Source organism: Mycetohabitans rhizoxinica HKI 454 (assembly GCF_000198775.1).
Lineage (GTDB): Bacteria > Pseudomonadota > Gammaproteobacteria > Burkholderiales > Burkholderiaceae > Mycetohabitans > Mycetohabitans rhizoxinica.
The window spans coordinates 2,203,350-2,230,009 of sequence record NC_014722.1 but is presented as its reverse complement, the minus strand read 5'-3'; the positions used below and the strand labels follow the sequence as shown (position 1 = coordinate 2,230,009).

The following is a 26,660-nucleotide window of genomic DNA, read 5'->3' as shown; positions in this document are numbered from 1 at the left end:
GGTCGGCGCTCAGCGTTGCAGCGCAGTGAACACGGTGCGGGCGATCGACAGCGTTTCGTCGATGACCGCGTCGTCGTGCGTGATTGACACGAAGCCGGCCTCGTATGCCGAAGGGGCGAAATGCACGCCGGCATCGAGCATTGCGTGGAAGAACGCGTTGAAGCGGGGTACGTCGCAGCGCATCACCTCGGCAAAGCTGCGCGGCGCCTGCGAGGCGAAATACAGGCCGAACATGCCGCCCAGCGAGTCCGCGCTGAATGGCACGCCCGCGTCGCGCGCGGCGGCCTGCAGCCCACCGGCGAGCCGCGCAGTCTGCTGGGACAGGCGGTCATAGAAGCCGGGCGCCTGAATCTGGCGCAGCGTTTCGAGGCCAGCGGCGACCGCGAGTGGGTTGCCTGACAGGGTGCCGGCCTGGTAGACGCCGCCCAATGGTGCCAGGTGTGCCATGATGTCGCGTCGGCCACCGAACGCGGCAATCGGCATTCCGCCGCCGATCACCTTGCCCAGGCAGGTCAGGTCCGGCACGATATTGAATAGCTGCTGCGCACCGCCAAGCGCGACGCGAAAACCGCACATTACCTCATCGAAGATCAGCACGCTGCCGTGCTCAGTGCACTGCTTGCGCAACGCGGCGAGGAATTCGGCCGACGCCCGCACGAGATTCATGTTGCCCGCGACCGGCTCGACGATAACCGCTGCGATTTCCTTGCCAAATGCGCCGAATGCTTCGTTCAACTGCTCGACGTTGTTGTACTCGAGCACGGTGGTGTGATGCGCGATGTCGGGCGGCACACCGGCCGAGGTGGGGTTGCCAAACGTCAGCAGTCCGGACCCGGCCTTCACAAGCAGGCTGTCGGCATGGCCGTGATAGCAACCTTCGAATTTGACGATGCGGCTGCGCCCGGTGAACCCGCGGGCGAGCCGCAATGCGCTCATCGTGGCCTCGGTGCCGCTCGAGACCATGCGGATTTGCTCAATCGATGGCATGAGGCGGCAAATCTCCTCGGCGATTTCGATTTCCGCCTCGGTCGGCGCGCCGAATGAGAAGCCCGACGCGAGCGCGCGCTGTACCGCGGCCAGTACGTCTGGATTGAGGTGTCCGAGGATCATCGGCCCCCACGAACCGATGTAGTCAATGTAGCGCTGCCCATCTGCGTCCCATAAATACGGGCCGTGCGCGCGTGTGATGAAGCGCGGCGTGCCGCCGACCGAGCGGAAAGCGCGCACCGGCGAATTGACGCCGCCCGGAATCGTGAGCTGGGCCCGTTCGAAAAGAAGTTGGCTCTTGGACATCGAATCCATCCCGCATTGCAGCAATGACATCCATGCATTGTACCGGAGCGGTGCGCGGCGCCGGCGCGTACAATGAAGTACTTAATTTATGAAATGTTTTGTGCGCGGTTTCCCGCAGCGTCTCCATGCCTGATTCCCCGACTGCTCGCCGCCGGCCCGATTGGCGCTTGATTCTCTTGCTTGGCGCGCTCGCCGCGTGTGGCCCGATCTCGATTGACATGTATCTGCCGAGCCTGCCGTCGCTGGCAGCGGCATTCGACATCAGCGCCTCGGCCGCACAGGTGACGCTGACCAGCTTCATGTTCGGCTTTTCGATTGGTATGCTGCTGTATGGCCCATTGTCCGACGTCTATGGTCGGCGCCCGGTCTTAATCGGCGGCATCGTGCTGTATGGGCTGGCCAGTATGGCCTGTGCGCTCGCGCCGTCGATCGGCTGGCTGATCGCGGTGCGCTTCCTGCAGGCGCTGGGCGCCGGCGCGGCGTCGGTGCTCGCGCGCGCGATTGCGCGAGATGTGCATGGCCCCACCGATGCGGCCCGCGTGCTGTCGATGCTGGCCATCGTGACCTCGATTGGGCCATTGCTTGCGCCGCTGGTGGGCGGGCAGCTGCTGCTGCTCGGCGGCTGGCGTGCGGTGTTTGGGGCGCTGGCGCTGTTTGGCGCGGCCTGCGCCATCACAGCGGTGCGCAAGGTGCCGGAAACGTGGCCGCCGCACAAGCGGCATGAAAACGCGCTTACCGCGTCATTCGCCGTGTACGGGCGCTTGCTGACCGATCCGGTGGCGTGGGGCCATATACTTTGCGGCGGTATGGCGTTCGCGGGCATGTTCGCGTATATCACGGCCACGCCGTTCGTCTACATCGATTACTTCCATGTGTCGGCGCAGGCCTATGGGTTGTTTTTTGCGCTGAACATCGTCGGCATCATGGCGGGGAATATCCTCAATGTGCGGCTGGTCGGCGCGCTCGGCGCGCTGCGCATGATCTCGGTCTCATCGCGGGTGTGCCTGCTCGCCTCGCTTGGGGTGTTCGTGGCCTGCACCACCGGCTGGGGTGGCCTATGCTCGATCGTCGCGACACTATTTTTCGTGGTTGGCATGGTCGGTGTGCTCGGCGCGAACTGCACAAATGATCTGATGCACCGCTATCCGCGCAACGCCGGCGCGGCGGCGGCGGTGTTCGGCGCGATGCAACTGACGCTCGGCGCGCTGTCGAGCCTGGCGGTCGGCGCGTTGCAGGACGGCTCGCCACGCGCCATGGGGATCGTGATCGGTGCCTGTGGCGTGTTGACCTATATGGGATATCGGCTTATGGCCCGCTCGCACCGGCTGCCGGCCATGGGTTGAGGCCGACTAACGATCGAGTGTCGGCCAGCGGCAGCGGGCGTGCAGGCCATAGGGCACAAGGGCCGGCGACGCTCCGGTCAAGCGGGTTTCAGTCAGCCGTATTGCTCATTGCGCGCTTGGTCGAATGCGACGCGTCGCCGCCACTGTCAGCGGGTGCATCGCCGGGCAGCGTCTCGATCAGCGTGTCGAGCAGGCGGTAGGCCTCGGCCAGGGTCTTCGCACCGATCTTATGTTCCAATGACCGGTATTGTTCGTCGATCAGCGGACTAATCCGCTTGACGAGCGCTTGGCTTTGCGGCGTCAGACTCACGATCACTTTGCGCTGATCGGACGCGACGCGCGAGCGGCGGATCAGCCCGTCCCGATCCATCCGTTCAAGCACCCCGGTCAAGCTCGGACTGAGAATGCAGCAAACGCGCGCGATCTGCCCCGCTTCCATTTCCTGACGCGGATGATCGTTCAACGCGCGTATGATTCGCCACTGCTGCTCGGTCAGCGAGAACTGCTTGAGCACCGGGCGGAACATGCCCATGACGCTTTCGCGCGCCTGGAGTAGGAGCATCGCAAGGTTGCGATGGTTAAATTCACCGGTCATCGTTGTATGGAATCAGGCGGGTGGCGAAGCAGCCTATTATACGTTCCACAACGCAGCGCTCTCGCGCGGTGTCCGATCCTGGCGCCAATCATGCTGATCGGTATAACAGCCATGCAACTGGCGCATCACCGGGCGTCGCGTGGCGATGCGCGGCGCAGCAATGCGGGCAGGTGATGCGTATTTGCGTGGGAGGACGAAAAAATGGTTGTGCGCCAGCCGTCATGCAATGCGTGGCTAGGTCTTCGGTGCGCGGAATTTTATTGTTTCTCGCCTCCAGAACACCAATGAAACTAGGGCCCGCCTTGCCGGTCACGAGGTCATGGCCGCGGCGACTGCCACGTTTCATGACGAACGGTGTTGAGGGACCATTCGCTGGCCGCTGCCTGACCGCCAGGTTGCACTGCAACTGGTTGATAAGACGAAGCTTTCTTTGCCCTGATGGATCGCTTGATATCGCTTGATTGGGATTGTAGTTAAACTACAATTTAGTGCCAAAATATTTTTATCGGGCTACGATCGATTGCGCGCCTTGCGCGACGGCCTGTCCGAGCCAGGTTTCCAACGTCACCGTCAACACACAATGCAAGTTGATCCAGGCTTTACGTTCGTCCTTTTCGGCGGCACCGGCGACCTGTCGATGCGCAAAATCCTGCCGGCGTTGTACCAGGCGCACCGCGGCGGCATGCTGCCTGCGGCAGGCAGAATCGTTGCGGTCGCGCGTGGCATTGGCGACCGCGATGCGTACGCGCAATGGATGCACACGCACGTGCGCCAGCACGTGAAGCCGACCGGCGACGATGCCTCGTGGAACAGCTTCCTTGAGCGCATCTTATTCGTGCAGATCGACCTTGGACAGCCGGACGACTATGCGCTGCTACGCGAGGCGATTTCACCGCTGCCCGGCATTCGGGTGTTCTACCTGGCTACTGGGCCGTCACTATTCGTGTCGATCTGTCGTGCGTTGGCGACCGTGGGCTTGAGCGATGGCGCGCGCATCGTGCTGGAAAAGCCGCTTGGCTACGATCTGGAGTCGTCCAATGCGATCAACGACGCGGTCGGCGAGATCTTCGCGGAAGGGCAGATCTACCGGATCGATCACTACCTGGGCAAGGAGCCCGTTCAGAACCTGCTCGCGCTGCGTTTCGGCAACGCACTGTTCGAGCCGCTGTGGCGCCGCGAGTGGGTCGAGAGCATCCAAATCACGATTGCCGAGGAATTGGGCGTCGAGGGACGGGGCGATTTCTACGACCATACCGGCGCGTTGCGCGACATGGTGCAGAACCATCTATTGCAGCTGCTATCGATCGTGGCGATGGAGCCACCTCACTCGATGGATGCCGATGCGGTGCGCGATGAAAAACTGCGTGTGCTGCGCGCGCTCAAGCCCGTCGAGCGTCGTGACATCAGTCGCGTCGCGGTACGTGGCCAGTATCATGCGGGCGTGGTCAAGGGTGTCGCGGTGCCCGCCTATGTGACCGAGCACGGCGTGAGCGCATCAAGCACGACCGAGACCTTCGTCGCGTTGAAGGTCGAGATCGAAAACTGGCGCTGGGCCGGCGTGCCGTTTTTTCTGCGCACCGGCAAGCGGCTTGCCGATCGCGTCGCGGAAATCGTCGTCAACTTCCGCGCGGTTCCACACTCGGCGCTCGGCCCGATGGCGCTGTGCAATGGCGCCAATCGTCTGGTGATCCGGCTGCAGCCCAACGAATCGATCCGGCTATATTGCCTGGCCAAGCAGCCCGGTGAGGGGATGAACCTGCAAAGCGTGCACCTGGATCTGGCGTTCGACCAGTTCTTCAAAGAAGATCGCATGGAAGCATACCAGCGCCTGTTGCTAGATGTGATTAATGGCCGGCTGGCATTGTTCGTGCATCGGGACGAGCAGGAGGCGGCGTGGAAGTGGGTCGAGCCGATCCTGGAAGAATGGGCTCGTCCCGGCACGTCGCCCAAGCCGTACGCAGCGGGGACGTGGGGACCGGCTGCGGCGAGCGCGATGCTCGCTCAGCATGGTACATGCTGGCTCGAAGAAGAGAACTAGCCGGTGCGTTGTGTTTGCTTGAATAGCAGGAATCGGCCCGTCCGCCATGTCGGTGGGCGGTCGCAGGAAGTACGGAGGAGAAGTGATCGAGCTTCACGCTTTTGATGACCCGCGCGCGCAGCAAGACGCGCTGTCGCAGGCGGTCGGCGACGCGCTGCAGTCGTCGCTGGCCGCGCATATCGGCGCGGGCCGTGCCACGCTCGCGGTGTCGGGCGGCACCAGCCCGCGACCGTTTTTGCAGACTTTGTCGCGACGCCCGCTCGACTGGGCGCGCATCGACGTTACCCTGGTCGACGATCGCTGGGTCCCGCCGATGCATGCCGACAGCAATGCGCGACTCGTGCGCGACACGTTGCTGCAGCACGCGGCGCGCCAGGCCGTGTTCCGGTCGCTGGTCGACGTCGATCAAGCGCCCGCTGCCCACGTCGCGGCACTCAACGCGGATGCTTCGCGCGCGCTGCCCGACGTGGCCGTGCTCGGCATGGGAGAAGATGGCCACACGGCGTCGATCTTCGCCGACGCGCCGCAGTGGGAGCTGGCCACACAAACCCGCGAGCGCTATGTGCTGGTCGAGCCGCGGCAGGCGCCGCATCTGCGGGTCAGCTTGTCGCTGTCGGCGCTCAGGCAAATCGGCCGGTTGTTTCTGTTGGTCTCCGGGCAGCGCAAGCTGGATGTGCTGCGCGCTGCGATCGAGCATCCACAGCACAACGCCATCTCCAAGCTGGCCAACGATACGGGAGTCAACGTCGATGCCTACTGGTGCGCCTAAAGCGGTGCTCGCGCGCCAGAGTCCACATTCGGATGGCCCGCGGCTGCTTGCCGACATAGGTGGCACCAATGCGCGCTTCGCACTGGAATTCGGACCGGGACAGATTGACGGTATCCGTGTGTATTCTTGCGCGGATTATCCGGGCATCGCTGCGGCGATCCGCAAGTTCTTGAAGGACAGCGGGGTCGGTCGCGTGAACCACGCGGCCATTGCGATTGCCAATCCCGTCGATGGCGATCAGGTGCAGATGACCAACCACAACTGGAGTTTTTCAATCGAGGCCACGCGTCGCGCGTTAGGTTTCGATACGCTGTTGGTGGTCAACGACTTTACCGCGTTGGCCATGGCGCTGCCGAGCCTGTCTGATGCGCAACGCGCGCAGATTGGCGGCGGCGTGCGCCGGCAGAACAGTGTGATCGGGCTGCTCGGACCTGGCACGGGGTTGGGCGTGTCAGGCTTGATTCCCGCAAACGAGCGCTGGATCGCGCTGGGCAGTGAGGGCGGGCATGCCACCTTCTCGCCGCAGGACGAGCGCGAGGATCGGGTGCTGCACTATGCGCGCAAGAAGTGGCCGCATGTGTCGTTCGAGCGGGTTTGCGCAGGACCGGGACTGGCACTGATCTACCGCGCGCTGGCCGAGCGCGACAACAAGCGGCTGGACACGCCGCTCGAGCCGGCCGACGTGGTGCGGCGCGCGCAGGCGGCCGAGCCGCTCGCGTTGGAGGCAGTGGAGTGCTTCTGTGCGGTGCTTGGCACGTTTGCTGGCAATATTGCAGTCACACTCGGCGCGCTGGGCGGCGTTTATATCGGCGGCGGCGTCATCCCCCATCTGGGCGAGTTGTTTTCGACTTCGCCGTTTCGTGCACGGTTCGAGGCGAAGGGCCGTTTCCAGGCGTACTTGGCGAATATCCCAACCTTCGTGATCACCGCGCAATATCCGGCCTTGCTCGGCGTGTCCGCGATCCTGGCCGAGCAGCTCGGGCATCACGCCGGCGGCGGATCAGCCGCGTTCGAGCGCATCCGGCAGATGCGCGACGTGCTCACGCCAGCCGAGCGGCGCGTGGCTGATCTGGCGTTGAACCACCCGCGCTCGATCATCAACGATCCGATCATCGACATCGCGCGCAAGGCCGAGGTGAGCCAGCCGACCGTAATCCGCTTCTGCCGCTCGCTTGGCTGCCAAGGATTGTCCGACTTCAAGCTGAAGCTGGCCACCGGCCTGACTGGCACGAACCCGGTGAGCCACAGCCAGGTCCACCTGGGCGACTCGGCGACTGACTTTGGCGCGAAGGTGCTCGACAACACCGTGTCGGCCATCCTGCAGCTGCGCGAGCAGATGAACTTCGATAACGTCGAGCGCGCGATCGACATGCTGAACAGCGCACGGCGCATCGAATTCTACGGCCTGGGCAATTCGAACATCGTCGCTCAGGATGCGCACTACAAGTTCTTCCGCTTCGGGATCCCGACCATTGCATACGGTGACCTGTACATGCAGGCCGCGTCCGCCGCGTTGCTGGGCAAGGGCGATGTGATTGTCGCCGTCTCCAAGTCCGGCAAGGCGCCGGAGTTGCTGCGCACGCTGGAGGTGGCGATGCAAGCTGGTGCGCAAGTGATTGCAATCACGTCGAGCAACACGCCGCTGGCCAAGCGCGCGAGCGTCGCGCTGGAGACGGACCCTATCGAGATCCGCGACGCGCAGCTGTCGATGATCTCGCGTGTGCTGCACTTGTTGGTAATCGACATATTGGCGGTCGGCGTCGCGATCCGGCGCGCGTTACCCGACGCGGGCATGCAGCAGGTGGTCGAGGCGGTACGTGGGCATGCCGACGAAGACTGCGCCGCGGTGCTGGACTGGCTCAGCCACGGCGCGGCATTGGAACGGCGCGATACGCAATAAAAAAACGGTACGGTCCATGCCGATCCGCACCGATACGTGCCTCTCGCAGCAGTGTAAAAACTGGGGCCGTTCGCGTGGCGGTGTGGTGGCGGCCCCCTCTGTCATTGCCGCGCCAGCCAATGGCTATTTTAGGCTGCCGGATAGGAATTGCTTGAGCCGCTCGCTCTTCGTGCGGCCGAATACCTCGTGCGGCGGCCCTTGTTCTTCAACGCGGCCCTGGTGCAGGAACATCACATGGCTTGACACGTTGCGCGCAAACGCCATTTCGTGCGTCACGACAATCATCGTGCGGCCTTCTTCGGCCAGCGTCTGCATCACCTTCAGCACTTCGCCGACCAACTCGGGGTCCAACGCCGAGGTCGGCTCGTCAAATAGCAACACATCCGGGTGCATCGCCAGCGCGCGGGCGATGGCCACTCGCTGCTGCTGCCCACCGGACAGGTGCGATGGGTATTTCTTCTCGACTGATGCGCCGAGCCCAACCTTGTCCAGGTACTGGCGCGCCCGCTCCTGCGCCTGCGCGCGCGACAAGCCCAGCACATGCACGGGTGCCTCGGTGAGGTTTTCTAGCACCGTCATGTGCGACCACAGGTTGAAGTGCTGGAAGACCATTGCCAGCTTGGTGCGCACGCGTTGCAACTGCCGGGTGTCGATGACTTTCAGGTTGCCGTTGCGATCCGGCGCGGTCTTGACCTCGACGCCGTCTACATAGATCCGGCCCGCATTGGGCTGTTCCAGAAAGTTCACGCATCGCAGGAACGTGCTCTTGCCAGAGCCTGACGAACCGATGATGCTGATCACATCGCCGGCCTTGGCTTTGAGCGAGATGCCCTTGAGCACCTCATGGCTGCCATAGCGCTTATGCAGATCATCGACGAACAACTTGGACATGGGCGAATTCATCGCGTGTTGAGCCTTTCGCGGATTGAACTTATTGACCTTGCGGCCGCAGATAGGCCAGCCAGCGCTGCTCGGCGCGCCGGAACAGACCCACCAGCGTGAACGAAATGCCCAAATAGAGCAGCGCGGCGATGCCGAACGCCTCGAACGATTGATACGTGGCCGAATTGACGTCGCGTGCGACCTTCAAGATGTCCGGCACCGTCGCGGTGAAGGCGARCCGTGGTGGCGTGCAGCATCAGGATCACTTCGTTGCTGTAGTACGGCAGCGCCCGGCGCAGCGCCGAGGGCAGGATGACGCGCCGGTAGAGCGCGAAGCCGGACATGCCGTACGCGCGCGCGGCCTCGATCTCGCCGTACGGCGTCGCGCGGATCGCGCCGGCGAAAATCTCGGTTGTGTAGGCACAGGTGTTCAGCGTGAACGCTAGCAGCGTGCAGTACATTCCCTGTCGGAAGAACGCATTGAGAAAGTCGTGCGAACGCACGAACTCCAGACTGTAGATGCCGGTGTAGCACAGCAGCAGCTGCACGTAGAGCGGGGTACCGCGGAATACGTAGGTATACAACCAGACCGGGGCGCTGATCCATTTGTGTCGAGATACGCGCGCGACCGCAAGCGGAATCGACAGGCAGAAACCGATGCCGATCGACACGACCAGCAGCCACAATGTGATGGCCACGCCGGTGATGTTGTAGCCATCGGTAAACAGATAGGCTTTCCAGTAGGTATGCAGCAGTTCAATCATCGTCGCGCCCGGGTATCAGAGATCCGCACGGCGAACGCCGGTTGAGTAGCGGCGCTCCAGGTACAGCAACACGACATTGGAAAGCGTCGTGATCGCTAAGTAGATCGCGCCGGCGACGACCGTGAAAAAGAAGAAGCGCATCGTGCCCTTGCCGGCGTCCTGCGACGCCTTGACCACATCGGCAAGACCAATGATCGATACCAGCGCGGTCGACTTGACGAGCACCTGCCAGTTATTGCCGATGCCGGGTAACGCAAAGCGCATCATCTGCGGGAACATGACCCGCGAAAACGCTTGCCAGCTTGTCATGCCGTACGCCGCCGCCGCCTCCATCTGGCCGCGCGGCACCGACAGGAACGCGCCGCGGAATGTCTCGGTGAAGTATGCGCCATAGATAAAGCCCAGCGTCAGTACACCGGCGGTGAATGGGTCGATGTCGATCTGCTCGATCTGCATCAGGTCGGTTAGGTGATTCAGCCAGATCTGCATGCTGAAGAACACCAGCAGCATCAGCACCAGATCGGGCACGCCGCGGATCAACGTGGTATAGACCGTGCCGACCATGCGCGGCATGCGGCTGCGCGAGAGCCTGGCTGCGGCGCCGAGCAGCCCGATCATAAAAGCGACCGCGAGCGACAGCAGCGACAACTTGATGGTTTGCCACGTGCCCGCTGCGATGACCGGGCCATACCCTTGCAGGAACATGGTGAAGTCAGTAGCCTAATGTCTAATAATGAGTCAAATATCCGGCGCACTTTGGGACAACCGCTTATGTCAGTTGGCCAAAAATGCGCGCAACACGATGCCGGTGCGCAGCATGCTTGTGTGATGCTCGATACGCGAAGGGCGGTATTCTAACTCAACGGCACACGAGGACCGCCACGCGTGGGGCGGGCCGGGCTGGCGCAGCGCCGGCCCGGCAGGGGCGTTTATTCGGGTTGCGCGTCAGCGGCCGCCGGCGGTGATACCTGGGCGGGCCATACGCGTCGCGCGCGCTCCAGCACTCATGCATCTTCGCCTGCCTCTGCTCCATTCGTGCCCAGTGCGTCTTCAGTATGCCGCTGCCGGTCGTTTTTGCTGATCGTTTAGCGTATTGTAGACGTTCAGCTACGCGGCCACGGTTTGCTCACGCAATTTTTCGCGCTGTGCGGCGAGGCGCTGCTGCGTCGCGTGCCCTCAGTGCAGCGTTTGTTACGCGCGATTACGTCTGGCTGACGCAGTAACAACCGGTAACGACGGATACGCATTGCAGCGGCGATCCGGTCCGTGGTAACGGTAAACTGCCGCTTATGGCTACTCAAATCCTCGTAATCGACGACGATCAGGAGTTGCGCGACCTGTTGCGCGATTATCTGACCCGGCAGGGCATCGAAGTGTCGGTACTGCACGATGCGGCTTCACTGGAGCGGCGGCTCGAGCGGGAACGGCCCGACTTGATCGTGCTCGACCTCATGATGCCTGGCGTGGACGGCTTGACGGCGCTGCGGCAATTGCGCGCCGCGGGCGACGACATTCCGGTGATCATGCTGACTGCGCGTGCGGACGACGTCGACCGTATCGTCGGGCTGGAGCTGGGCGCGGACGACTATCTCGGCAAGCCGTTCAACCCGCGCGAGTTGCTGGCCCGCGTGCAGGCGGTGCTGCGGCGGCGTCGCAGCATTCCGTCGGCCGCGCCGGAGCAGCGCGAGCCGTTTAACTTCGGCCGTTTCACACTTGATTTTCAGACCCGCTCGCTCATGCAGGACGGCAAGCCTGTGGCTTTGTCGGGCAGCGAGTTCGCATTGCTGAAGATCTTTGCCAACAATCCGATGCGCACGCTGACGCGCGAGCGGTTGCTCGAGTTGCTGCACGGGCCCGAGTACGACGGCACCGACCGCGGGATCGACGTGCAGGTGTGGCGGTTGCGGCGCACGTTGGAGACCGATCCGTCCGCGCCGCGTTTCATCCAGACAGTGCGCGGCCGTGGCTACGTATTCGTGCCGGACGGCGAAGGCCATGCGGCGTCCGTTTGATTCGTTGTTCGGACGGCTGGCATTGCTGGTGGTTGGCGTGCTCCTGCTCGCGCATTTTGCATGGTTCGCGCTAATCCGGTTGCAGCGCAGCGAGTGGCAGGCGCGCTATGCGGTCGAGGAAACGATGTTCCTGATCGAGGCAGTACGCCAGCACGTCGAGCGCACGCCCGAGCAACCGCTGCCGTCGCGAGTCAAAGTGGTGCCCGATACCCCGGGCGTGGCGTCCCCGGCGGATCCGCCCGTGCCGCCACCGGTTGAGCATTTCCTGTCTGAACTGGAGGATCGCTTGCCGCCCGGCACGCAGATCCGGGCCAAGGGCGGCAACAAGCCGTCCAGCCTGTGGGTGCTCGAACCGGGGTTTAAGCGCTGGATCGTCGTGCCGCTGCAACCGTTGCGTTCGCCGCGCCGTCCGTTGGACCGCACGCTGATGTGGCTTGGGCTGATTTTCACTGGTGCGGTGCTCTCGGCGCTGTTCGCCGCCTGGCAATTGCAGCGCCCGTTGCGCACGCTGGCGCAGGCTGTCGCTCGGTTCGGTCGCGGCCTGCCCGTCGCCCCCGTGCGCGAGCGCGGCCCACTCGAGTTGCGTCAGCTCACGCGCGGCTTCAACACGATGGTCAGCAATCTCGCGCAGACCGACAAGGACCGCAATGTGATGCTTGCCGGCGTTGCGCACGATTTACGCACGCCGCTGGCGCGGTTGCGGCTGCGCGCGGAGATGCTCGACGATGTAAAGGCGCGTGACGGCGTCGTGCGCGACGTCGACTCGATGACCCACATCGTCGATCAGTTCCTGGTGTTTGCGCACGATGGCACCGATCGCAGCGAGCCAGTCGGCGTGGACCAGCAGTGCGACCGTATAGCGCGGACCTATCGCGCGGTGTCGCCGTCGGCGCACGCCGTCTGCACCGACCTGCGCGCCGGCCCGGACTTCGTGCTGCCGGCCGCGACACTGGAGCGCGTGTTGTCTAACCTGCTGGACAACGCACATGCCTACGGTGCGCCGCCCGTGGTGATCGAAACCGTCCGTACGGCGCGAGGTTTCACGTTGACGGTCAGCGACCAGGGTGGCGGCATTTCGCCTCAGGACCTGCTCAATGCAAGCCGTCCGTTCGTGCGGCTGGACCCGGCGCGCGGCGGCAACGGTCATAGCGGGCTCGGGCTGGCCATCGTCGAGCGGCTCACAAACCGGCTGGGCGGCGAATGCCGACTTGGCAACCACGAGTGCGGCGGCCTGCGCGTCGAACTGGCGTTTCCGGCTCAGTCGGGCACCGCGCAGGCCTGACTCGCGGCGTGCATCCGCGCGCGCGGGGACGGCATGGCCGCGTCAATTACCGAACAGGGCATTTAATGCCGCGGCGGCTTCGCTGTCGATCGTGTTGTACGTGACGCTGTTGGCCTCAAAAATATAGTGCGTGGTGTACTTGCCCAGTCGTGCCAGGATCTCCTCCTGGATCACGTCGGGCGCCGCGTCGAACTTCAGGTACCACGCGGTCGACGATAATCTCGTTTGGAAGGCGCCGTATTCGGCCATCAGCGCGTCAAACTCATGGGCGTCCTGGTCACGACAGATGATGACGAGATTTCCCTTCATGTGGCCTCCTGCATTCATTCAGTGACCCATCATGATAACCGCTAACAGCGGCCGCGCCGCGCCGCGCGTGCGGCGCGCAAGGTAATCGATGCGGCTGGGTCCCCTGAGCTGCGTGACGCGCGTGCCGCCTCTGCGCAACGGCGGAACAATTCAAACACGTTAAAAGGTTGTAACGGTCAGGGTGCTTAGTGTAGTGTCGGGGCGGTCTTAAAAATGGGCGGCGTTTGCCATCGCGCTCCGGCGCGGCGGCGCGGTCCATCCGCATGCCCGAGAGCGCCGGGGAGTTTGTCTGATGGATTTCGGTTTTAAATTCGGTTTTCGCTTCGATCCGAAGCGCGACGCCGCGGCGTCCGCTTGGCGCTTGTTGCCCAATCGGTGGGATTTCGTGGCCTTTCCGCTGATCATCGGCCTGATCGCGATGGCGGCGATCGGCTTCGAACAAACGATGGCGCCGATCTCGACGCTGAAGACCCAGGCGATCTCGCTGGACCCGATTTATTTGCCGGAATATGCGCTGCGCACCACGTTGCGGATGCTCGCCGCGATGCTCGCCGCGTTCGTGTTCACGCTCGCTTACGGCACGCTTGCCGCAAAAAGCCGGCGAGCGGAGAAAGTGCTGGTGCCGATGCTGGATATCCTGCAATCGGTACCGGTGCTTGGCTATATCTCGTTTACGGTCGCCTTCTTCATTGCGTTGTTCCCGACGCGGGTCGCCGGAGCGGAGTGTGCGGCGATCTTCGCGATCTTCACCAGCCAGGCCTGGAACATGACGTTCAGCTTCTACCAGTCGCTGCGCACGGTGCCGCGCGACCTGGACGAAGTGTCGCGCGGCTTTCACCTGACGGGCTGGCAGCGCTTTTGGAAGCTCGAGGTGCCGTTCTCGATGCCGGGCCTGATTTGGAACATGATGATGTCGATGTCCGGCGGCTGGTTCTTCGTCGTCGCGTCTGAGGCGATTACCGTTGGCAACCACACGATCACGCTGCCCGGCGTGGGTGCGTACCTGGCGCAGGCGATCACCGAGCGCAATCTGCCGGCGATCGGTTGGGTAATCTTGACGATGACGCTCGTGATCCTCGCGTACGATCAGTTGCTGTTCCGGCCGCTGGTCGCGTGGGCTGACAAGTTCCGCATGGAGAACACCGCATCGGCGAGCGCGCCCCAATCGTGGCTGCTCGACCTGGTACGTCGCACCCGGTTGATTCACCAGTTGCTGGTGCCGGCCGGATGGCTGTTTGCACGCATGGCGCGCTTGCCGCTGCGTTGGCGCAAGCTGCCGCTGGTCGGGCCCGCGGTGGGGCCGCACCGCAAGCCCTCACGGCTTGGCGATCTCGCCTGGGGCGGGTTGGTGCTGGCTGGCACAGTGTACTTGTTGTGGCGCGTCATCGGCTATGTGAGCACCGGCGTGACGTGGGATGAGGTTTGGCACGTGCTCGCGATGGGGTGCATAACGTTGGCACGCGTGCTCGTGCTATCGCGATTGCCTCGGTCGTATGGGTCCCACTGGGCGTGCTGATCGGCTTGCGTCCGGCGCTGGCCGAGAAGCTTCAGCCGCTCGCGCAGTTTTTGGCGGCGTTCCCGGCCAATCTGCTGTTCCCGGTATTCGTAATCGTGATTGTGCGTTTCGGGCTTAATCCAGACATCTGGCTTTCCCCGCTAATCGTGCTGGGCACGCAGTGGTACATCTTGTTCAATGTGATCGCCGGCGCGAGCGCGTATCCGAACGATTTTAAGGAGGCCGCGACCAATTTTCGCATTCGCGGCTGGCAATGGTGGCGTCAGGTGATGCTGCCGGGTATTTTCCCGTACTATGTGACGGGGGCGATCACCGCCTCCGGCGGCGCGTGGAATGCGAGCATCGTGTCCGAAGCGGTGCAATGGGGAGATACACACGTAGTCGCGCATGGGCTCGGTGCTTACATCGCGCAGATGACCACGAACGGCGATTATCCCAAGATCATCCTCGGCATCGCGATGATGTCGTTGTTCGTCACACTCTTCAATCGCTTGTTGTGGCGTCCGATGTACGCCTACGCCGAGAACAAGCTGCGCCTGGATTGATCAATACGGTGGTTGCCATGCAAAATCCCACGAATGCCGCTGCGCCGGTCACAGTAGCGCCCGCCATGAGCGCGCCCACGCCCGGCGATGTCCTTTTGTCCGTCGACCACGTGCGGCGTGGGTTCGAGAAGACCCAGGGCGAGCTGCTGGTGCTCGACGACGTCAACCTGTCGATCCGCGAGGGCGAGATCGTCGGCTTGCTTGGACGCTCCGGCTCCGGCAAGTCCACGCTGCTGCGCATCATTGCAGGGCTGATTTCGCCGTCGGGGGGCGAGGTGTCCTATCGCGGTCAGCCGCTGCGGGGCCCAGCGGAAGGCGTCGCGATGGTTTTCCAGACCTTTGCGCTGTTCCCGTGGCTTACCGTGCTGCAGAACGTCGAAGCGGGCCTGGAAGCCCAGGGCGTACCCGCGCGCATCCGGCGTGAGCGCGCGCTGGCTGCGATCGACTTGATCGGGCTGGACGGGTTCGAGAACGCGTACCCGCGCGAGCTGTCCGGCGGGATGCGCCAGCGCGTGGGCTTTGCCCGTGCGCTGGTGGTGGATCCGACGCTGTTGCTGATGGACGAACCGTTCTCGGCGCTGGACGTGCTCACCGCCGAGACGTTGCGCACCGACATGCTGGACTTGTGGACGCAAGGCCGCATGCCGATCAAGGCCGTGCTGATCGTCACGCACAATATCGAAGAGGCGGTGTTCATGTGCGATCGAATCCTGGTGTTGTCGTCCAACCCGGGGCGCGTACTAGCCGAGATCCAGGTGCCGTTCAAGCATCCGCGTAACCGGCTCGATCCGGCGTTCCGCCGCCTGGTCGATGACATCTACGCGAAGATGACGGCGCGTCCGAGCGCCGGCGCGCCGCGCAAGGGCCTGGAGCTGCACAGCTGGTTGCCACATGTGTCGACCAACTTGATGGCCGGCTTGATCGAGACGCTGGCGACCGCACCGTACCACGGCCGAGCCGACATGCCCGAGATTGCCCGCACGTTGCACTTGGAGGTCGACGATCTGTTTCCGATTGCTGAAGTGCTGCAATGGCTGGGCTTTGCCGACGTGCGTGAGGGCGATATCTTCCTGACGCCGCCGGCCCGTGTATTTGCCGAATGCGGTACGCAGGAGCGCAAGATGATGTTCGCCGATCATCTGCTGCGCCACGTGCCGCTGGCAGCGCGGATCAAGCGGGTCCTCAATGAACGGCCCGGCCATCGTGCGCCGCGGGTGCGTTTCGAGCAGGAGCTCGAGGACTACTTGTCGGATAGTGCCGCGGAGGAAACGCTCGACGCGGTCATCAATTGGGGTCGCTACGGTGAGATCTTTTCGTACAACGACCAGACTGAGATCTTCAGCCTGGAGGACGTTGAATCCTGATAGGCGTCGAGCCTTGAGGGGACGTCAGGTCTTGATAGGGGCGTCGGGTCTTGAGCGCGGCTGCTATTGCAGCGAACCTCAGTGCTCGACGGTCGGCTCGGCGACTGCCCACTTCCAGCGCCCGCCTTGTCGGCATGCGCTGGCAAACTACCAGCAGGCATGCATCTGCGGGTCGCGTCCGTTGCCGCGTCGGCGAAACCGCCAATCGACTGAGCGCCGCGCAGCGCGCATACGGCGGTCAGCGTCGCGATGCCAGCCGTGCAGGCGCCGGCGCGGACGCGCGCGGAACGATCATTGCCGTGCTCTCCAGCGCGGCATGGCCGGCTTCGCCGACGCCTAGCGCCATGCATTGCCGTCGCGTCAAATCGCCGCGACATAAAACCCGTCCGCGCTCCCGCCGTTGCCCGACGCCTTTTTCGGCGAGTCGACCGAAAACACGATTTCCTTACGGTCCAGCGCACCGGTGCTGATCACACGGCTGACCGTGACGCGACCTCGTTCGTGGAGCTCGATCTGCACTACATGCGGGCTGGCCCAGGGGACCTTTGGCCCATCGGAGCGACCCGGCGGCGCGCGCGATCTTGTCCTGGTAGACGCTGCGCCGCACGTACGCAACGGCTCAGCCTTCGTTGCTCTCGGGTGAGTCCGCGCACGCCTGTGCCTCGTACGTGCCCAGACGGTTGTATAGCGTCTTCAGGCTGATGCCCAGGGTTTGGGACGCGCGCCGCTTGTCGCCGCCGCAGTGCTTCAGGGTTGCCAGGATGATTTGCTTTTGCGCGTCGGCAAGCGGCGTGCCGACCCAGATGCTCATTGCCTCACCTTGCAGCACCGGCTTCTTGACCCGCGACGTCAGATGCGGGTGCTGAATCTCAACGGTTTTCTCCGCCAGAATGAAAGCACGATAGACCGCATTTTTCAATTCGCGCACGTTACCCGGCCACGAATAAGTACGCAACGTGTCGAGCGCGCGCTTGCTGAATGCCTTATTGGTATTTTCCTGTGCGTTCAACTCGGCCAAAAAATGCTGCGCGAGCAGTTCGCGGTCGCCATCACGTTCGCGCAGCGGCGGCGCGCGCAACGGGAAAACCGCAAGCCGGTACATCAGGTCTTCGCGCAGCCCGTTTTCCTTGACCGCGGTAGCTGGGTCGCGATTGGTCGCGGCGATCACGCGCACGTTGGCGCTAATCAACTCGTTGCCGCCAACCCGATAGAACGTGCCGGTCTCCAACGCACGCAGCAGCTTGACCTGACGCACCGGCGACATCTCGGTGACCTCGTCTAGAAACAGCGTGCCGCCGTGCGCATGTTCGAAGTAGCCGATGCGGCCTTGCACGGCGCCCGTAAAGCTGCCCTTTTCATGGCCGAACAACTCGGCCTCGATCAGGTTGTCCGGGATGGCGCCGCAATTGACCGCGACGAACGGGCCCTGCTCGCGGTGGCTGGCGTCATGGATCGTGCGCGCGATTAACTCCTTGCCGGTTCCGGACTCGCCGACGATCAACGCGGTCGCGTCGGTGGCCGCGACCCGCTCGATTTGCTCGTACAAATCCAGCATGGCGTCGGACGAGCCATACAGCAGGCCGAACGACTTCAGGCCCGGCACGCTCGGGTGCGGGAACTTAAGTGATTGCTGTTCATCGGACGCTACTAGCGCGTCCGCCTCGCTTGACGACATGGTGTATTGCTTTCTGGTGCAAAGAACCCTATTTAACCACCCGCGCCAACCCAGCCGCAATTGCTTATTTTGAAGCGTCAGGTGTTTTGGCGTAAACGAATTGCGTTTTGAGCGGCCGACCGGAAGCGGTTACACTGGGTGCCCCGAGCGTGTCGATTATTCTTTATAATCAAGTTTACGCACCGAATAAGACTTCTAAATGGCAATTATTACGCAATTGGCGTAATAGTCCTGGATGGGGCAAGCAAATTTTTCAAATTGGCAGGACGGCGGCACGTCGCATGCGCGTTGACGCGCAACGTCCGTGGGGGCTGCCGACTTGCCGCTTTTTTCCGGACACGATTCCTTTCTCATGCCGCATATACTGATAGTCGATGACGACCCCAATTCCCGTAATGCGTTGGCGGAGATCGTCACGGGCGATGGTCTGACCATCGCGATGGCCGGCGACGTGCGCGAGGCGCGTATCCAGATCGTCAGGCAGGTGCCAGACGTCGTCTTTACCGACTTGAAGCTGCCGGATGGCAGCGGCGTGGACTTGTTCAACGATCTGGATTTACGCTCCGGCGTAGAGATCGTGGTCATTACCGGGCACGCCACCGTGGAGTCCGCGGTCAGTGCGCTGAAGATGGGCGCAACGGATTACCTCGTCAAGCCGATCAATGTGCAACGGGTTAAGGCGATCCTCGGCAGGATCCCGCGTACCGGCGACCTGCGCGCCGAGATTGGCACGCTGCGTGGCGAGTTGCGCCGCTTTGGGCGTTTTGGCTTGATGCTAGGCAATTCGGCGGCGATGCAGCAGGTCTATGACCAGATCAACCGGGTGGCGCCGACCTCCGCTTCGGTGCTGCTGGTCGGTGAATCCGGCACTGGCAAGGAAGTGGCCGCGCAGACCTTGCACGAGTTGAGCTTACGACGCAAGCAGGCGTTCCTGGCCGTCAATTGTGGCGCGGTGTCGCCGACGCTGATCGAGTCGGAAATGTTCGGTCATGAGCGGGGTGCGTTCACTGGCGCGGACCGACAGCACAAGGGCTATTTTGAGCGCGCCAGCGGCGGTACGTTATTTCTGGACGAGATCACCGAAATGCCGATCGAGTTGCAGGTTAAGCTGCTGCGCGTACTCGAGACGGGCGTATTCATGCGGGTCGGTACTACCAAGGAGATCGAGACCGACGTGCGGCTGATCGCGGCGACCAATCGCGATCCCGAGCAGGCGGTGCTCGAGGGCAAGCTGCGGCTGGATCTTTATCATCGGCTGAACGTATTTCCGATTAGCCTGCCGCCGCTGCGCGAGCGCGGTAAGGATGTCGAGTTGCTTGCACAGAGCTTTCTGGACGAACTCAACCAGCGCTACGGCACGGACAAGCACTTTCCGCCTTCGGTCAAGGAAACGATGCTGTCGTACACGTGGCCCGGCAATGTGCGCGAACTCAAGAACTACGTGCAGCGCGCCTACATCATGTCGCCGGCTGATTCGTCCGCGACCGCATCGGTGCCGCTGCAGATCTCGTTGTCCAAGCCGTCCGCTGGCACTGCGGTGACCATCCCATTCGGCACGTCACTAGCCGAAGCGGACCGCCAACTGATTCTGGCCACATTGGAGCAATGCGGTGGTGTGAAGACGCGGGCTGCGGAGATTCTCGGCATTAGCTTGAAGACGCTGTACAACCGCTTAGTCGAATATGGCGATGACGCGCGCAACGCATCGGGCGAGGACGCCGGCGACAGCGACGACGCATCAGAGAACGTCGGGACGAAGTACGCCGATAACTGACGGATAGATAGGCTTGGCCGGTGATTGATGAACAGGCGTTGGGGCGTGAGCGGGACTGAGCGGCCGGTTCTTCAGCAGCAGGGGGTAGCCGGCATATGCGTTGCTAAAGGTCGTATTATCTCTTTTGAGGAAGCGACCTATGTCAACGCTCGAATGGCGCGCCCATGCGCCGCAACCCGATCCACCCACGCCCACGCCGCCGCATCCGCCCGAGGTGCCGCCGCCGGACATGCCCCCGGACGAAGCGCCGCCTGACCCGACGCGCGATCCACCCGGGCCTGATATGCCGCCGATTGGCGATCCGCCGCCGCAAGGCCCGGACATGCCGCACGTGCAAGCACCGACGTTCCACGCGTCTTGACGGCGTCGCCTGCGTGGGCGCGCCGCGCGCTCAATGGCTCGCGCGAACATTGATCTAGGGACTCACGCGACGACACAGGCCGCGGCGCCCGGGAAGGCTCGTCAGTTCACCTGTCGTTGTAAGGGTTACAACCCGGGGCGTAACGCTTACTGCGACATGCGAAGACGGTGCGAAAGCCCGCCGGACGGGTACGCTACAATCAGGAACCACGCAGTGCAAGTTGGAGGCGCAATGAGCCGACCAAACACACAAGCCGGCCAACGGCCGGACCGGTTGCCGACCACCGGCACGGGTAACGCGGGCGACCACGAAAACAGCATATCGGCCGGGCAGAACCGGCCTGCACCCGACACGCCGGCAGATGGCGTCGACAACCAGGGCGGCGCTCGTCGTGCCGACCTGGACTATCAGCGAGAAATCGGGACAGAGCAGGACGCGTAACGCGAGTCTGGCCATTTCCTTGGGGCTTTGCGCTATCGCGCCCTTCGGGGCGTGGATTGTGCTCGGCCTTTTTTTGTGCACTGCGGCAATCGGCATGAAACTTGCATGATGGTGCCGGTCGCTTCATTTAAACAGACAGCAGGTGGCAATCCCTATGAGCAGATTGATCGTGGTATCCAATCGGGTCGCCCCGGCGCAGGAGGGCCGTCCCGCGGCAGGAGGGCTGGCAATCGGCGTCTACGATGCGCTGAAGGAGGCCGGCGGCGTATGGTTTGGCTGGAATGGCGAGATCGGCAGTGAGGCGGGCAAGCCCACGATCGAGACCCGAGGCAACGTGACCTACGCAACAGTCGGCCTTAGTCGGCGCGACTATGACCAGTACTATCGCGGTTTTTCGAACGCGACGCTGTGGCCTGCTTTTCATTATCGAAACGACCTGACGCGGTTCGACCGCGCCGATTACGAAGGCTATATGCGCGTCAACGGGATGCTCGCCCGGCAGTTGCAGAAGCTGGTTCGGCCGGACGACCTCATCTGGGTGCACGACTACCACTTGATCCCGTTCGGCAAGGCATGCCGCGAACTCGGCATGCGCAATCCGATTGGGTTTTTCCTGCATATTCCGTTTCCGGCACCCGAGGTGCTGCATACGATCCCGCCGTACGCCACACTGCTCAAGGCGCTGTGCAGTTACGACGTGGTCGGCTTCCAGACGGACAGCGATCTGCAGTCTTTTACTGACATCGTGCAGCGCGAATTCGGCGGGCAGTTGCTTGGCAATGGGATGGTCCAAGCATTCGGCCACCGATTCAAGGCCGCCGCGTATCCGATCGGCGTGTACCCGGATGCCGTTGCGAAAGCTGCGCAGCAAAACGCCAGCCGCAAGCAGGTGGTCGGGTTGCGCGACAATATGCGCGAGCGCAAGCTGATCATCAGTGTAGATCGGCTCGACTACTCGAAGGGGTTGGCCGAGCGGCTTCAGGCATTCGAACGGCTGTTGCTGGATTCGCCGAGCCTGGCTGGGCACGTGTCACTGATGCAGATTGCACCGCCTACGCGTACCGACGTACAAAACTACCAGTCGATTCGCAAGAACCTGGAGGCGGAGGCGGGCCGGATCAACGGCCGTTTTGCCCAACTGGACTGGACCCCGATCCTGTACCTGAACCGCAACTATGAACGCAACTTACTGATGGCGCTGTTCCGCGCGGCCCAGGTCGGGTGTGTGACGCCGCTGCGTGACGGCATGAATCTGGTGGCGAAGGAATACGTCGCGGCGCAAGACCCCGCCGATCCTGGCGTGCTTGTGTTGTCGCAGTTTTCCGGTGCAGCGGACCAATTACCGGGTGCCTTGATTGTCAATCCGTTCGACCTGGTGCAGGTCGCCGACGCGATGCGCCGCGCGTTGTCGATGCCTTTGGTGGACCGGCAACAGCGGCACCAGGCGATGATGGCAGTATTGCGGCAGAACGACCTGTCTGTATGGCGCGATTCATTCATGCGTGATCTGCGTGAAGTGGTGGACCGCGATGACGCGTTGACGCTGCGTGTGATGGCGCAGCCGTCGGCGTTCGCGCGGCCCGGTGTGCCGGTGCGGTTGCCCGCCAGCACGTTGTCTTGATAGGCTGAAAAATACGGAGGGTGGCGGCCTGCTCCGCCGCGGTGGCATGCCGTGCGGCAGCGCTGTTGCCGCGCACGATGGCGGTGGGCCGCGGCGCCGTACGCCCACCGCACATTGTTGCACAACGGGGAACACGAGTATGGCCAAACCGACCCTCGCGGCCCGCGCTCAATCGATGCGCTCGCGCGCGATGGACCTGCTGGCTTGGGTATCAGATCCGGTCACGTATTGGATCAAGGACCGCTGTCCGACGATGGCGGCGTCGATCGCGTTCTATACCGCATTTTCACTCGCACCCACCCTGGTCATCGTCATCGCAGTGGCCGGCTTTTTTTTCGGTCAGGATGCGGTGCAAGGCCGGTTGTTCGGCGAAATACGCGGCGTGGTCGGCGACGAAGCCGCGCAAGGCGTGCAGGCCATCGTGGCGAACGCGTGGCATGCCGATAGGGCAACGCATACGACCATGGTGTCGATCCTGGGTATCGTGATTGGCGCATCCGCAACATTCTCGACATTGAACAGCGCGTTGAACGCGATTTGGCCGGTGCCGGAACCCGATACGCGCGCCAGCCTGCTCAGCGTGGTACGGGTGCGCTTGATCTCGTTTGGCCTGGTGCTTGGCGTGGCATTCTTGATTGTCGTGCTGTTGATTCTGGATACGGTAATCAGCGTGGCCGGGCACTGGTTCTGGGGACCGCAAAGCGCTTCGTACCTGATAGCGAATGCGGTGCAGCACGTGGCCACGCTCGGCTCGCTATGGCTGGCATTCTCCGCGATGCTCAAGTTCGTCCCCGATGCGTCGCTCCAATGGCGTGATGCGTTGGCGGGTGGCTTGGCGGCGGCATTGCTTTTCTCCGGCGGCAAGAATATCTTTGCGTTTTACTTGGCACACGTGGGCACCGCCAATACGTTTGGCGCTGCGGGCTCCCTCGCCGTGCTGCTGATGTGGCTGTATTTCTCGTCGTCGGTGTTTCTACTCGGTGCGGAAGTGAGCGCGACCGCCGCGCGCCGACGCAACGACACGCATTGACCGCGGGTACGACCCTTGCAACACCCTTGCCATCTCAATCTGGGAGAAAACAATGCAAACGACACCATGGATCCGCATTACCATCGGCATGATCTGTGCAGCTCATATGGCCGGGCTGGCCGCGCAGACTGTGAGCAGCAACAGCGCTGCGCAATCGTCGGGTTCCGAGACGGTTAGCGAGAAAATCAGCGATGGTGCCATTACTACGAAGGTTAAGGCCGCATTGCTGAACGCAAAGGACGTGAAAGGCTTTCAAAATATCCATGTGAAGACCACGGCTGGCGCGGTGCGCTTGACCGGGACAGTGCCTAGCCGTGAGGCAAAGGAGGCCGCTACCACGGCGGCTAGGACGGTTGACGGCGTGACCCGCGTGCATAACGAGCTGCACATTGCGAATTAACGCTATTTCGCCACACGCTAAGACGTCGCGTGGTGATGTGCCACGACTGCGGCGAAGCGGCCTGATGGATGCGTCCCACGCGTCCTTTAGATGCCGCGTCCGTCAGACGTAGCACCCGGCACATCTGACGGACGCCAGATGTGCCGGGTGCCAGACGCGGCGTGTGGCGCCGCATCCGGGATAGCCAAACTATCGTGCTGTAGCATCACGCAATTCGCGTACGCGATCGTGAGTCTTGAGTACGCCTTCGTATTGCCGCTCGACGAGCATCCGGATGTCCGCGGGCAACGCTTCATCGAGTGCCTGGCGGTAGTGTTTCTTGGCTACGTCCTCACCTTTTTCGCAGTCCGCCAGGATCTCGTGGTCGCTGCGGCCCTTGATGGCTGACTTTAGGTCCATCCAGCCACGGTGCAGCGCACCGGACGCGGACCCGTGGTCTTCGGCCTTGCCACCGATTGAATGAATGGCGGCTTGCAGTTCGCTGACCGCTTGCGCGCACGATTGCGCGCGGCTGGTAAACAGCGCCTTCAATTCCGGGTTCGATGTGTCCTCTGCCGCCTTGCGAAAGCCAGCTTCGCCGTCTTTGGACGTTTCAATCAGGTTGTTTAGAACGGAAACAATATGAGTTGCCATCGTGTACCTCCGTTGGTTGTGGTTGAGCGGAAACTGCGCACCGCGCAGATCCGGTGTGCGGGTGGCCGTTCCACCTGTTTGGCTACCGGTAGCCTCGCCTATCCGGCTACCGGTGGCCTGGCCAACCGCAATGCGGCGGACTAAGTGTGCCGCTCGTTGAGATCAGACTGGCTGTCACGCTCCACGTGTGGCGCGCGAGTCGGGTCGAAGTCAGCCCAGCGTCCGTCGCGCCAGCGTCCGGATGCGCGCTCGATATCTAGCGCACCTGCGTCGCGCAACACACGCGAGGCGTTCTCCTGCGTGGCCGCGTCCACATGCACGGCAACCAGTACGCCGGCGTCACGCGCCTCGCGGTCGACGAAGCGCTCACGCCCCTGATGCTGCTCGAGCGCGCGCCGAGTATGGCTCATCGCGCCGATCATCGAGCCGACGTAAGCGCCGACCCCGGCGGCGATGATCGATACGAGCATTGGCGCGCTCGCCAGCGCAAAGATCGCGACGCCAACGACCGCACCCACGACAGCACCCAACGCGACGCCCTTGGCTGCCCCCTTCGGCGCTTCGCGTGCGCCGGGGTCGGTCGATACGTCGCCGCCGATCGGAAAGCGCGCGTGCTGGCCGGGTGGGTTAACGAAGAAGAGGGTAACGTCCTCTTGGACAAAACCGTGCTCGAACAGCGCCTGCGAAGCGCGTTCGGCTTGAGGGAACGAAGTGAAGCGTCCCGCAACGATTAGTGACATGAAGCCTCCTTTGCAGGATGAGTGGTCAGTTCGCCTGACGGCGCTAGTTTGCCGAGATCCGGAATAAACCACTGTGCAGCACGACAGGTTGACCGCCGTTGTCCTCCAGTGCGAGCCGGGCGACTCGATGGATGGGGTCGCGTCCGCGCTCGAACGCCTGCAGTAATGCGCTCTCGAGCGCGGACGCGGCGCCGAAGTGGTCCTCGAGCGCTTCGGCGCTCACTGAGCACCGCACTGGGCGCCCATCGACAGACGCGATGAAGTCAAGCATCATCCGTGCGCCATCGAAGGAGGGTGGCGCGTCCTCGAAAGTGATATGCCGTGATGGTTTGGGTGATTCGTTCATGCCCCTCTTTCAAGCAAGCAGCATGCCTATAGCCGATTAGCCGCGATGCACTGGAACGACGCCGCGTCAACGCACAAGGTTTATCGCTGCCGCCAGTGTTGAAAAGATGGCCGCCACCGTCACCATGGAGACGGCCCCCTGGTTGCCGGTGACATTGAAAAATCAGCGCAACGAGGGCTGCGCCGGCAGTTTGGCCGGTTAGTGGGACCGTGCTGAACATGCCACTCGCGCCGTCGCCGCGTTTGCGTGGCGACGGCGCGAGCATGGGGCGGTTGTTGGGCGACTGGAACAGGCGAAGCCGAAGCTGCACAGCGCCATGCGTGACACGATGTGAGTCGTGCACGGGTGCGCGTTGAGCGTGGCCAGCAGCGCGAGGCTAGTGGTAAGCCCTCGTTAGGTCTCGCGTGCGCGTCTAATTACTTCAGCTCGTACAGACCTGTATAGGTGGCCGAGTCGATTTCGTTTAAGTGGATCATGAAGCGTGCCACCGCGTTGGTCGCGTCCTTGCCAAGCGGCAGCGCGTCGACCTTCAGCGCGTGGATGCGGAACACGTACCGATGCGGCGTGTCACCGCGTGGCGGCGCCGCACCGCCAAAGCCCACCGTGCCATAGTCGTTGCGTAGCTGCAGCGCACCGGCTGGCAGTAGGCTGCCGTCGGCCTTGCCGGCGTCATCCGGCAGTGAGCGCACGTGCGCCGGAATATTGACGAGAACCCAGTGCCAGAAACCGCTGCCGGTCGGCGCGTCCGGATCGTACACGGTCAGCGCGAAACTCTTCGTATCGGCGGGCGGGTCGGCCCATTGCAGCGCGGGCGACACGTTGCCGCCGTCGACGCCAAACGAGCGGTTATCGTATTCCTGCTGCTTGGGCATGAATCCATTGTGCGAGAACCGATCGGACCAAATGCGAAATTCAGCCATGGACGTTGCTCCGGTAGGTTGACGGCGCGCGGTGCCGCGACGTGACGGCGGCCGCATGGCATTGCCGTGCGACGCGCGTGTCGCCGCGTTCGCGCCAGACGAGCGAG

The 26,660-nt window shown here is 62.9% G+C and carries 24 protein-coding genes and 2 pseudogenes; 14 read left to right on the top strand and 12 right to left on the bottom strand.

From position 1 onward, the window contains the following. Positions 1-9: 9 nt before the first annotated feature. Entirely contained in the window at positions 10-1,293 is a 1,284-nt protein-coding gene (gene hemL, locus RBRH_RS09695; RefSeq protein WP_041754437.1) for a glutamate-1-semialdehyde 2,1-aminomutase, read from the bottom strand. Positions 1,294-1,418: 125 nt separating this feature from the next. Between hemL and RBRH_RS09690 the strand changes: the two genes are divergently transcribed. Next, positions 1,419-2,636, top strand: a complete 1,218-nt coding sequence (locus tag RBRH_RS09690; protein WP_041753766.1) for a Bcr/CflA family multidrug efflux MFS transporter — start codon at positions 1,419-1,421, stop codon at positions 2,634-2,636. Positions 2,637-2,724: 88 nt separating this feature from the next. On the opposite strand, the gene hpaR is transcribed toward RBRH_RS09690, so the two are convergent. Further along, on the bottom strand, positions 2,725-3,231 hold the full coding sequence (gene hpaR / locus RBRH_RS09685) for a homoprotocatechuate degradation operon regulator HpaR (protein ID WP_013436044.1): 507 nt from the start codon (positions 3,229-3,231) through the stop codon (positions 2,725-2,727). Between the two features lie 580 nt (positions 3,232-3,811). Here hpaR and zwf point away from each other — a divergent pair. The 3 genes from zwf (at position 3,812) to RBRH_RS09670 (ending at position 7,938) form a co-directional block, all read left to right on the top strand. After that, positions 3,812-5,269: a glucose-6-phosphate dehydrogenase gene (gene zwf, locus RBRH_RS09680; RefSeq protein WP_041754435.1), complete on the top strand. Its 1,458-nt coding sequence runs from the start codon at positions 3,812-3,814 to the stop codon at positions 5,267-5,269. 82 nt (positions 5,270-5,351) lie between these two features. Beyond that, positions 5,352-6,038 carry a 6-phosphogluconolactonase gene (gene pgl / locus RBRH_RS09675; RefSeq protein ID WP_041754434.1) on the top strand — a complete coding sequence of 229 codons (687 nt, stop codon included), beginning with the start codon at positions 5,352-5,354 and terminating at the stop codon, positions 6,036-6,038. Further along, positions 6,019-7,938 carry a bifunctional transcriptional regulator/glucokinase gene (locus RBRH_RS09670; RefSeq protein WP_041753765.1) on the top strand — a complete coding sequence of 640 codons (1,920 nt, stop codon included), beginning with the start codon at positions 6,019-6,021 and terminating at the stop codon, positions 7,936-7,938. Before pgl ends, RBRH_RS09670 begins: the two co-directional genes overlap by 20 nt. Before the next feature lie 123 nt (positions 7,939-8,061). Here the strand turns inward: RBRH_RS09670 and RBRH_RS09665 are convergent, their stop codons facing one another. The 3 genes and pseudogenes from RBRH_RS09665 to RBRH_RS09655 all read right to left on the bottom strand — a co-directional run bounded on the left by RBRH_RS09665 (position 8,062) and on the right by RBRH_RS09655 (position 10,289). After that, the gene (locus tag RBRH_RS09665) at positions 8,062-8,841 is read right to left on the bottom strand and encodes an ABC transporter ATP-binding protein (protein WP_013436041.1); all 780 of its coding nucleotides are present in this window, start codon (positions 8,839-8,841) and stop codon (positions 8,062-8,064) included. Positions 8,842-8,869: 28 nt separating this feature from the next. Beyond that, positions 8,870-9,584: pseudogene (locus RBRH_RS09660) on the bottom strand (ABC transporter permease). A gap of 15 nt (positions 9,585-9,599) precedes the next feature. Next, a complete protein-coding gene (locus RBRH_RS09655) occupies positions 9,600-10,289 on the bottom strand; it encodes an ABC transporter permease (RefSeq protein WP_013436039.1) in 690 nt (229 codons plus the stop codon). Between the two features lie 584 nt (positions 10,290-10,873). Between RBRH_RS09655 and RBRH_RS09650 the strand changes: the two genes are divergently transcribed. Together RBRH_RS09650 and RBRH_RS09645 are read left to right on the top strand one after the other, a co-directional pair. Beyond that, positions 10,874-11,596, top strand: a complete 723-nt coding sequence (locus tag RBRH_RS09650) for a response regulator (protein WP_013436036.1) — start codon at positions 10,874-10,876, stop codon at positions 11,594-11,596. Then, positions 11,580-12,878, top strand: a complete 1,299-nt coding sequence (locus RBRH_RS09645; protein WP_041753764.1) for an ATP-binding protein — start codon at positions 11,580-11,582, stop codon at positions 12,876-12,878. The genes RBRH_RS09650 and RBRH_RS09645 overlap by 17 nt, the downstream gene beginning before the upstream one ends. A gap of 42 nt (positions 12,879-12,920) precedes the next feature. On the opposite strand, the gene RBRH_RS09640 is transcribed toward RBRH_RS09645, so the two are convergent. Continuing rightward, positions 12,921-13,187: a double-stranded DNA-specific endonuclease gene (locus RBRH_RS09640; protein WP_041753763.1), complete on the bottom strand. Its 267-nt coding sequence runs from the start codon at positions 13,185-13,187 to the stop codon at positions 12,921-12,923. Between the two features lie 292 nt (positions 13,188-13,479). Between RBRH_RS09640 and RBRH_RS09635 the strand changes: the two are divergent. Continuing rightward, positions 13,480-15,248 (top strand): annotated as a pseudogene (locus tag RBRH_RS09635) (ABC transporter permease). Between the two features lie 17 nt (positions 15,249-15,265). Beyond that, positions 15,266-16,612 carry an ABC transporter ATP-binding protein gene (locus tag RBRH_RS09630; protein WP_041754432.1) on the top strand — a complete coding sequence of 449 codons (1,347 nt, stop codon included), beginning with the start codon at positions 15,266-15,268 and terminating at the stop codon, positions 16,610-16,612. Between the two features lie 360 nt (positions 16,613-16,972). Here RBRH_RS09630 and RBRH_RS19015 read toward each other — a convergent pair whose 3' ends face one another. Together RBRH_RS19015 and RBRH_RS09620 are read right to left on the bottom strand one after the other, a co-directional pair. Beyond that, positions 16,973-17,131: a hypothetical protein gene (locus RBRH_RS19015; RefSeq protein ID WP_157864421.1), complete on the bottom strand. Its 159-nt coding sequence runs from the start codon at positions 17,129-17,131 to the stop codon at positions 16,973-16,975. Positions 17,132-17,231: 100 nt separating this feature from the next. Continuing rightward, a complete protein-coding gene (locus RBRH_RS09620) occupies positions 17,232-18,287 on the bottom strand; it encodes a sigma-54 interaction domain-containing protein (RefSeq protein ID WP_041753762.1) in 1,056 nt (351 codons plus the stop codon). A 352-nt stretch (positions 18,288-18,639) separates the two neighbouring features. Here RBRH_RS09620 and RBRH_RS09615 point away from each other — a divergent pair, with 352 nt between their 5' ends. From RBRH_RS09615 to RBRH_RS09590, 6 genes are all read left to right on the top strand, one after another. Then, a complete protein-coding gene (locus RBRH_RS09615; protein WP_013436026.1) occupies positions 18,640-20,061 on the top strand; it encodes a sigma-54-dependent transcriptional regulator in 1,422 nt (473 codons plus the stop codon). 139 nt (positions 20,062-20,200) lie between these two features. Then, positions 20,201-20,422, top strand: coding sequence for a hypothetical protein (locus RBRH_RS09610; RefSeq protein WP_041753761.1), 222 nt, complete (start codon positions 20,201-20,203; stop codon positions 20,420-20,422). Between the two features lie 231 nt (positions 20,423-20,653). Beyond that, positions 20,654-20,863, top strand: coding sequence for a hypothetical protein (locus RBRH_RS09605; protein WP_049786413.1), 210 nt, complete (start codon positions 20,654-20,656; stop codon positions 20,861-20,863). 154 nt (positions 20,864-21,017) lie between these two features. Further along, positions 21,018-22,484 carry an alpha,alpha-trehalose-phosphate synthase (UDP-forming) gene (gene otsA / locus RBRH_RS09600; protein ID WP_041753760.1) on the top strand — a complete coding sequence of 489 codons (1,467 nt, stop codon included), beginning with the start codon at positions 21,018-21,020 and terminating at the stop codon, positions 22,482-22,484. Positions 22,485-22,623: 139 nt separating this feature from the next. Then, on the top strand, positions 22,624-23,514 hold the full coding sequence (locus tag RBRH_RS09595; protein WP_232509289.1) for a YihY/virulence factor BrkB family protein: 891 nt from the start codon (positions 22,624-22,626) through the stop codon (positions 23,512-23,514). A 52-nt stretch (positions 23,515-23,566) separates the two neighbouring features. Next, positions 23,567-23,914 (top strand): BON domain-containing protein, encoded by a 348-nt coding sequence (locus RBRH_RS09590; RefSeq protein WP_013436021.1) that lies wholly within the window; start codon positions 23,567-23,569, stop codon positions 23,912-23,914. Positions 23,915-24,103: 189 nt separating this feature from the next. Here the strand turns inward: RBRH_RS09590 and RBRH_RS09585 are convergent, their stop codons facing one another. From RBRH_RS09585 to RBRH_RS09570, 4 genes are all read right to left on the bottom strand, one after another. Further along, positions 24,104-24,547 (bottom strand): PA2169 family four-helix-bundle protein, encoded by a 444-nt coding sequence (locus RBRH_RS09585; protein ID WP_013436019.1) that lies wholly within the window; start codon positions 24,545-24,547, stop codon positions 24,104-24,106. Between the two features lie 140 nt (positions 24,548-24,687). Then, entirely contained in the window at positions 24,688-25,287 is a 600-nt protein-coding gene (locus RBRH_RS09580) for a glycine zipper domain-containing protein (protein WP_041753759.1), read from the bottom strand. Positions 25,288-25,330: 43 nt separating this feature from the next. Then, positions 25,331-25,633, bottom strand: coding sequence for a DUF1488 family protein (locus RBRH_RS09575; protein WP_013436017.1), 303 nt, complete (start codon positions 25,631-25,633; stop codon positions 25,331-25,333). A gap of 416 nt (positions 25,634-26,049) precedes the next feature. Then, on the bottom strand, positions 26,050-26,553 hold the full coding sequence (locus tag RBRH_RS09570) for a YbhB/YbcL family Raf kinase inhibitor-like protein (RefSeq protein WP_013436016.1): 504 nt from the start codon (positions 26,551-26,553) through the stop codon (positions 26,050-26,052). Between the last annotated feature and the right edge of the window lie 107 nt (positions 26,554-26,660).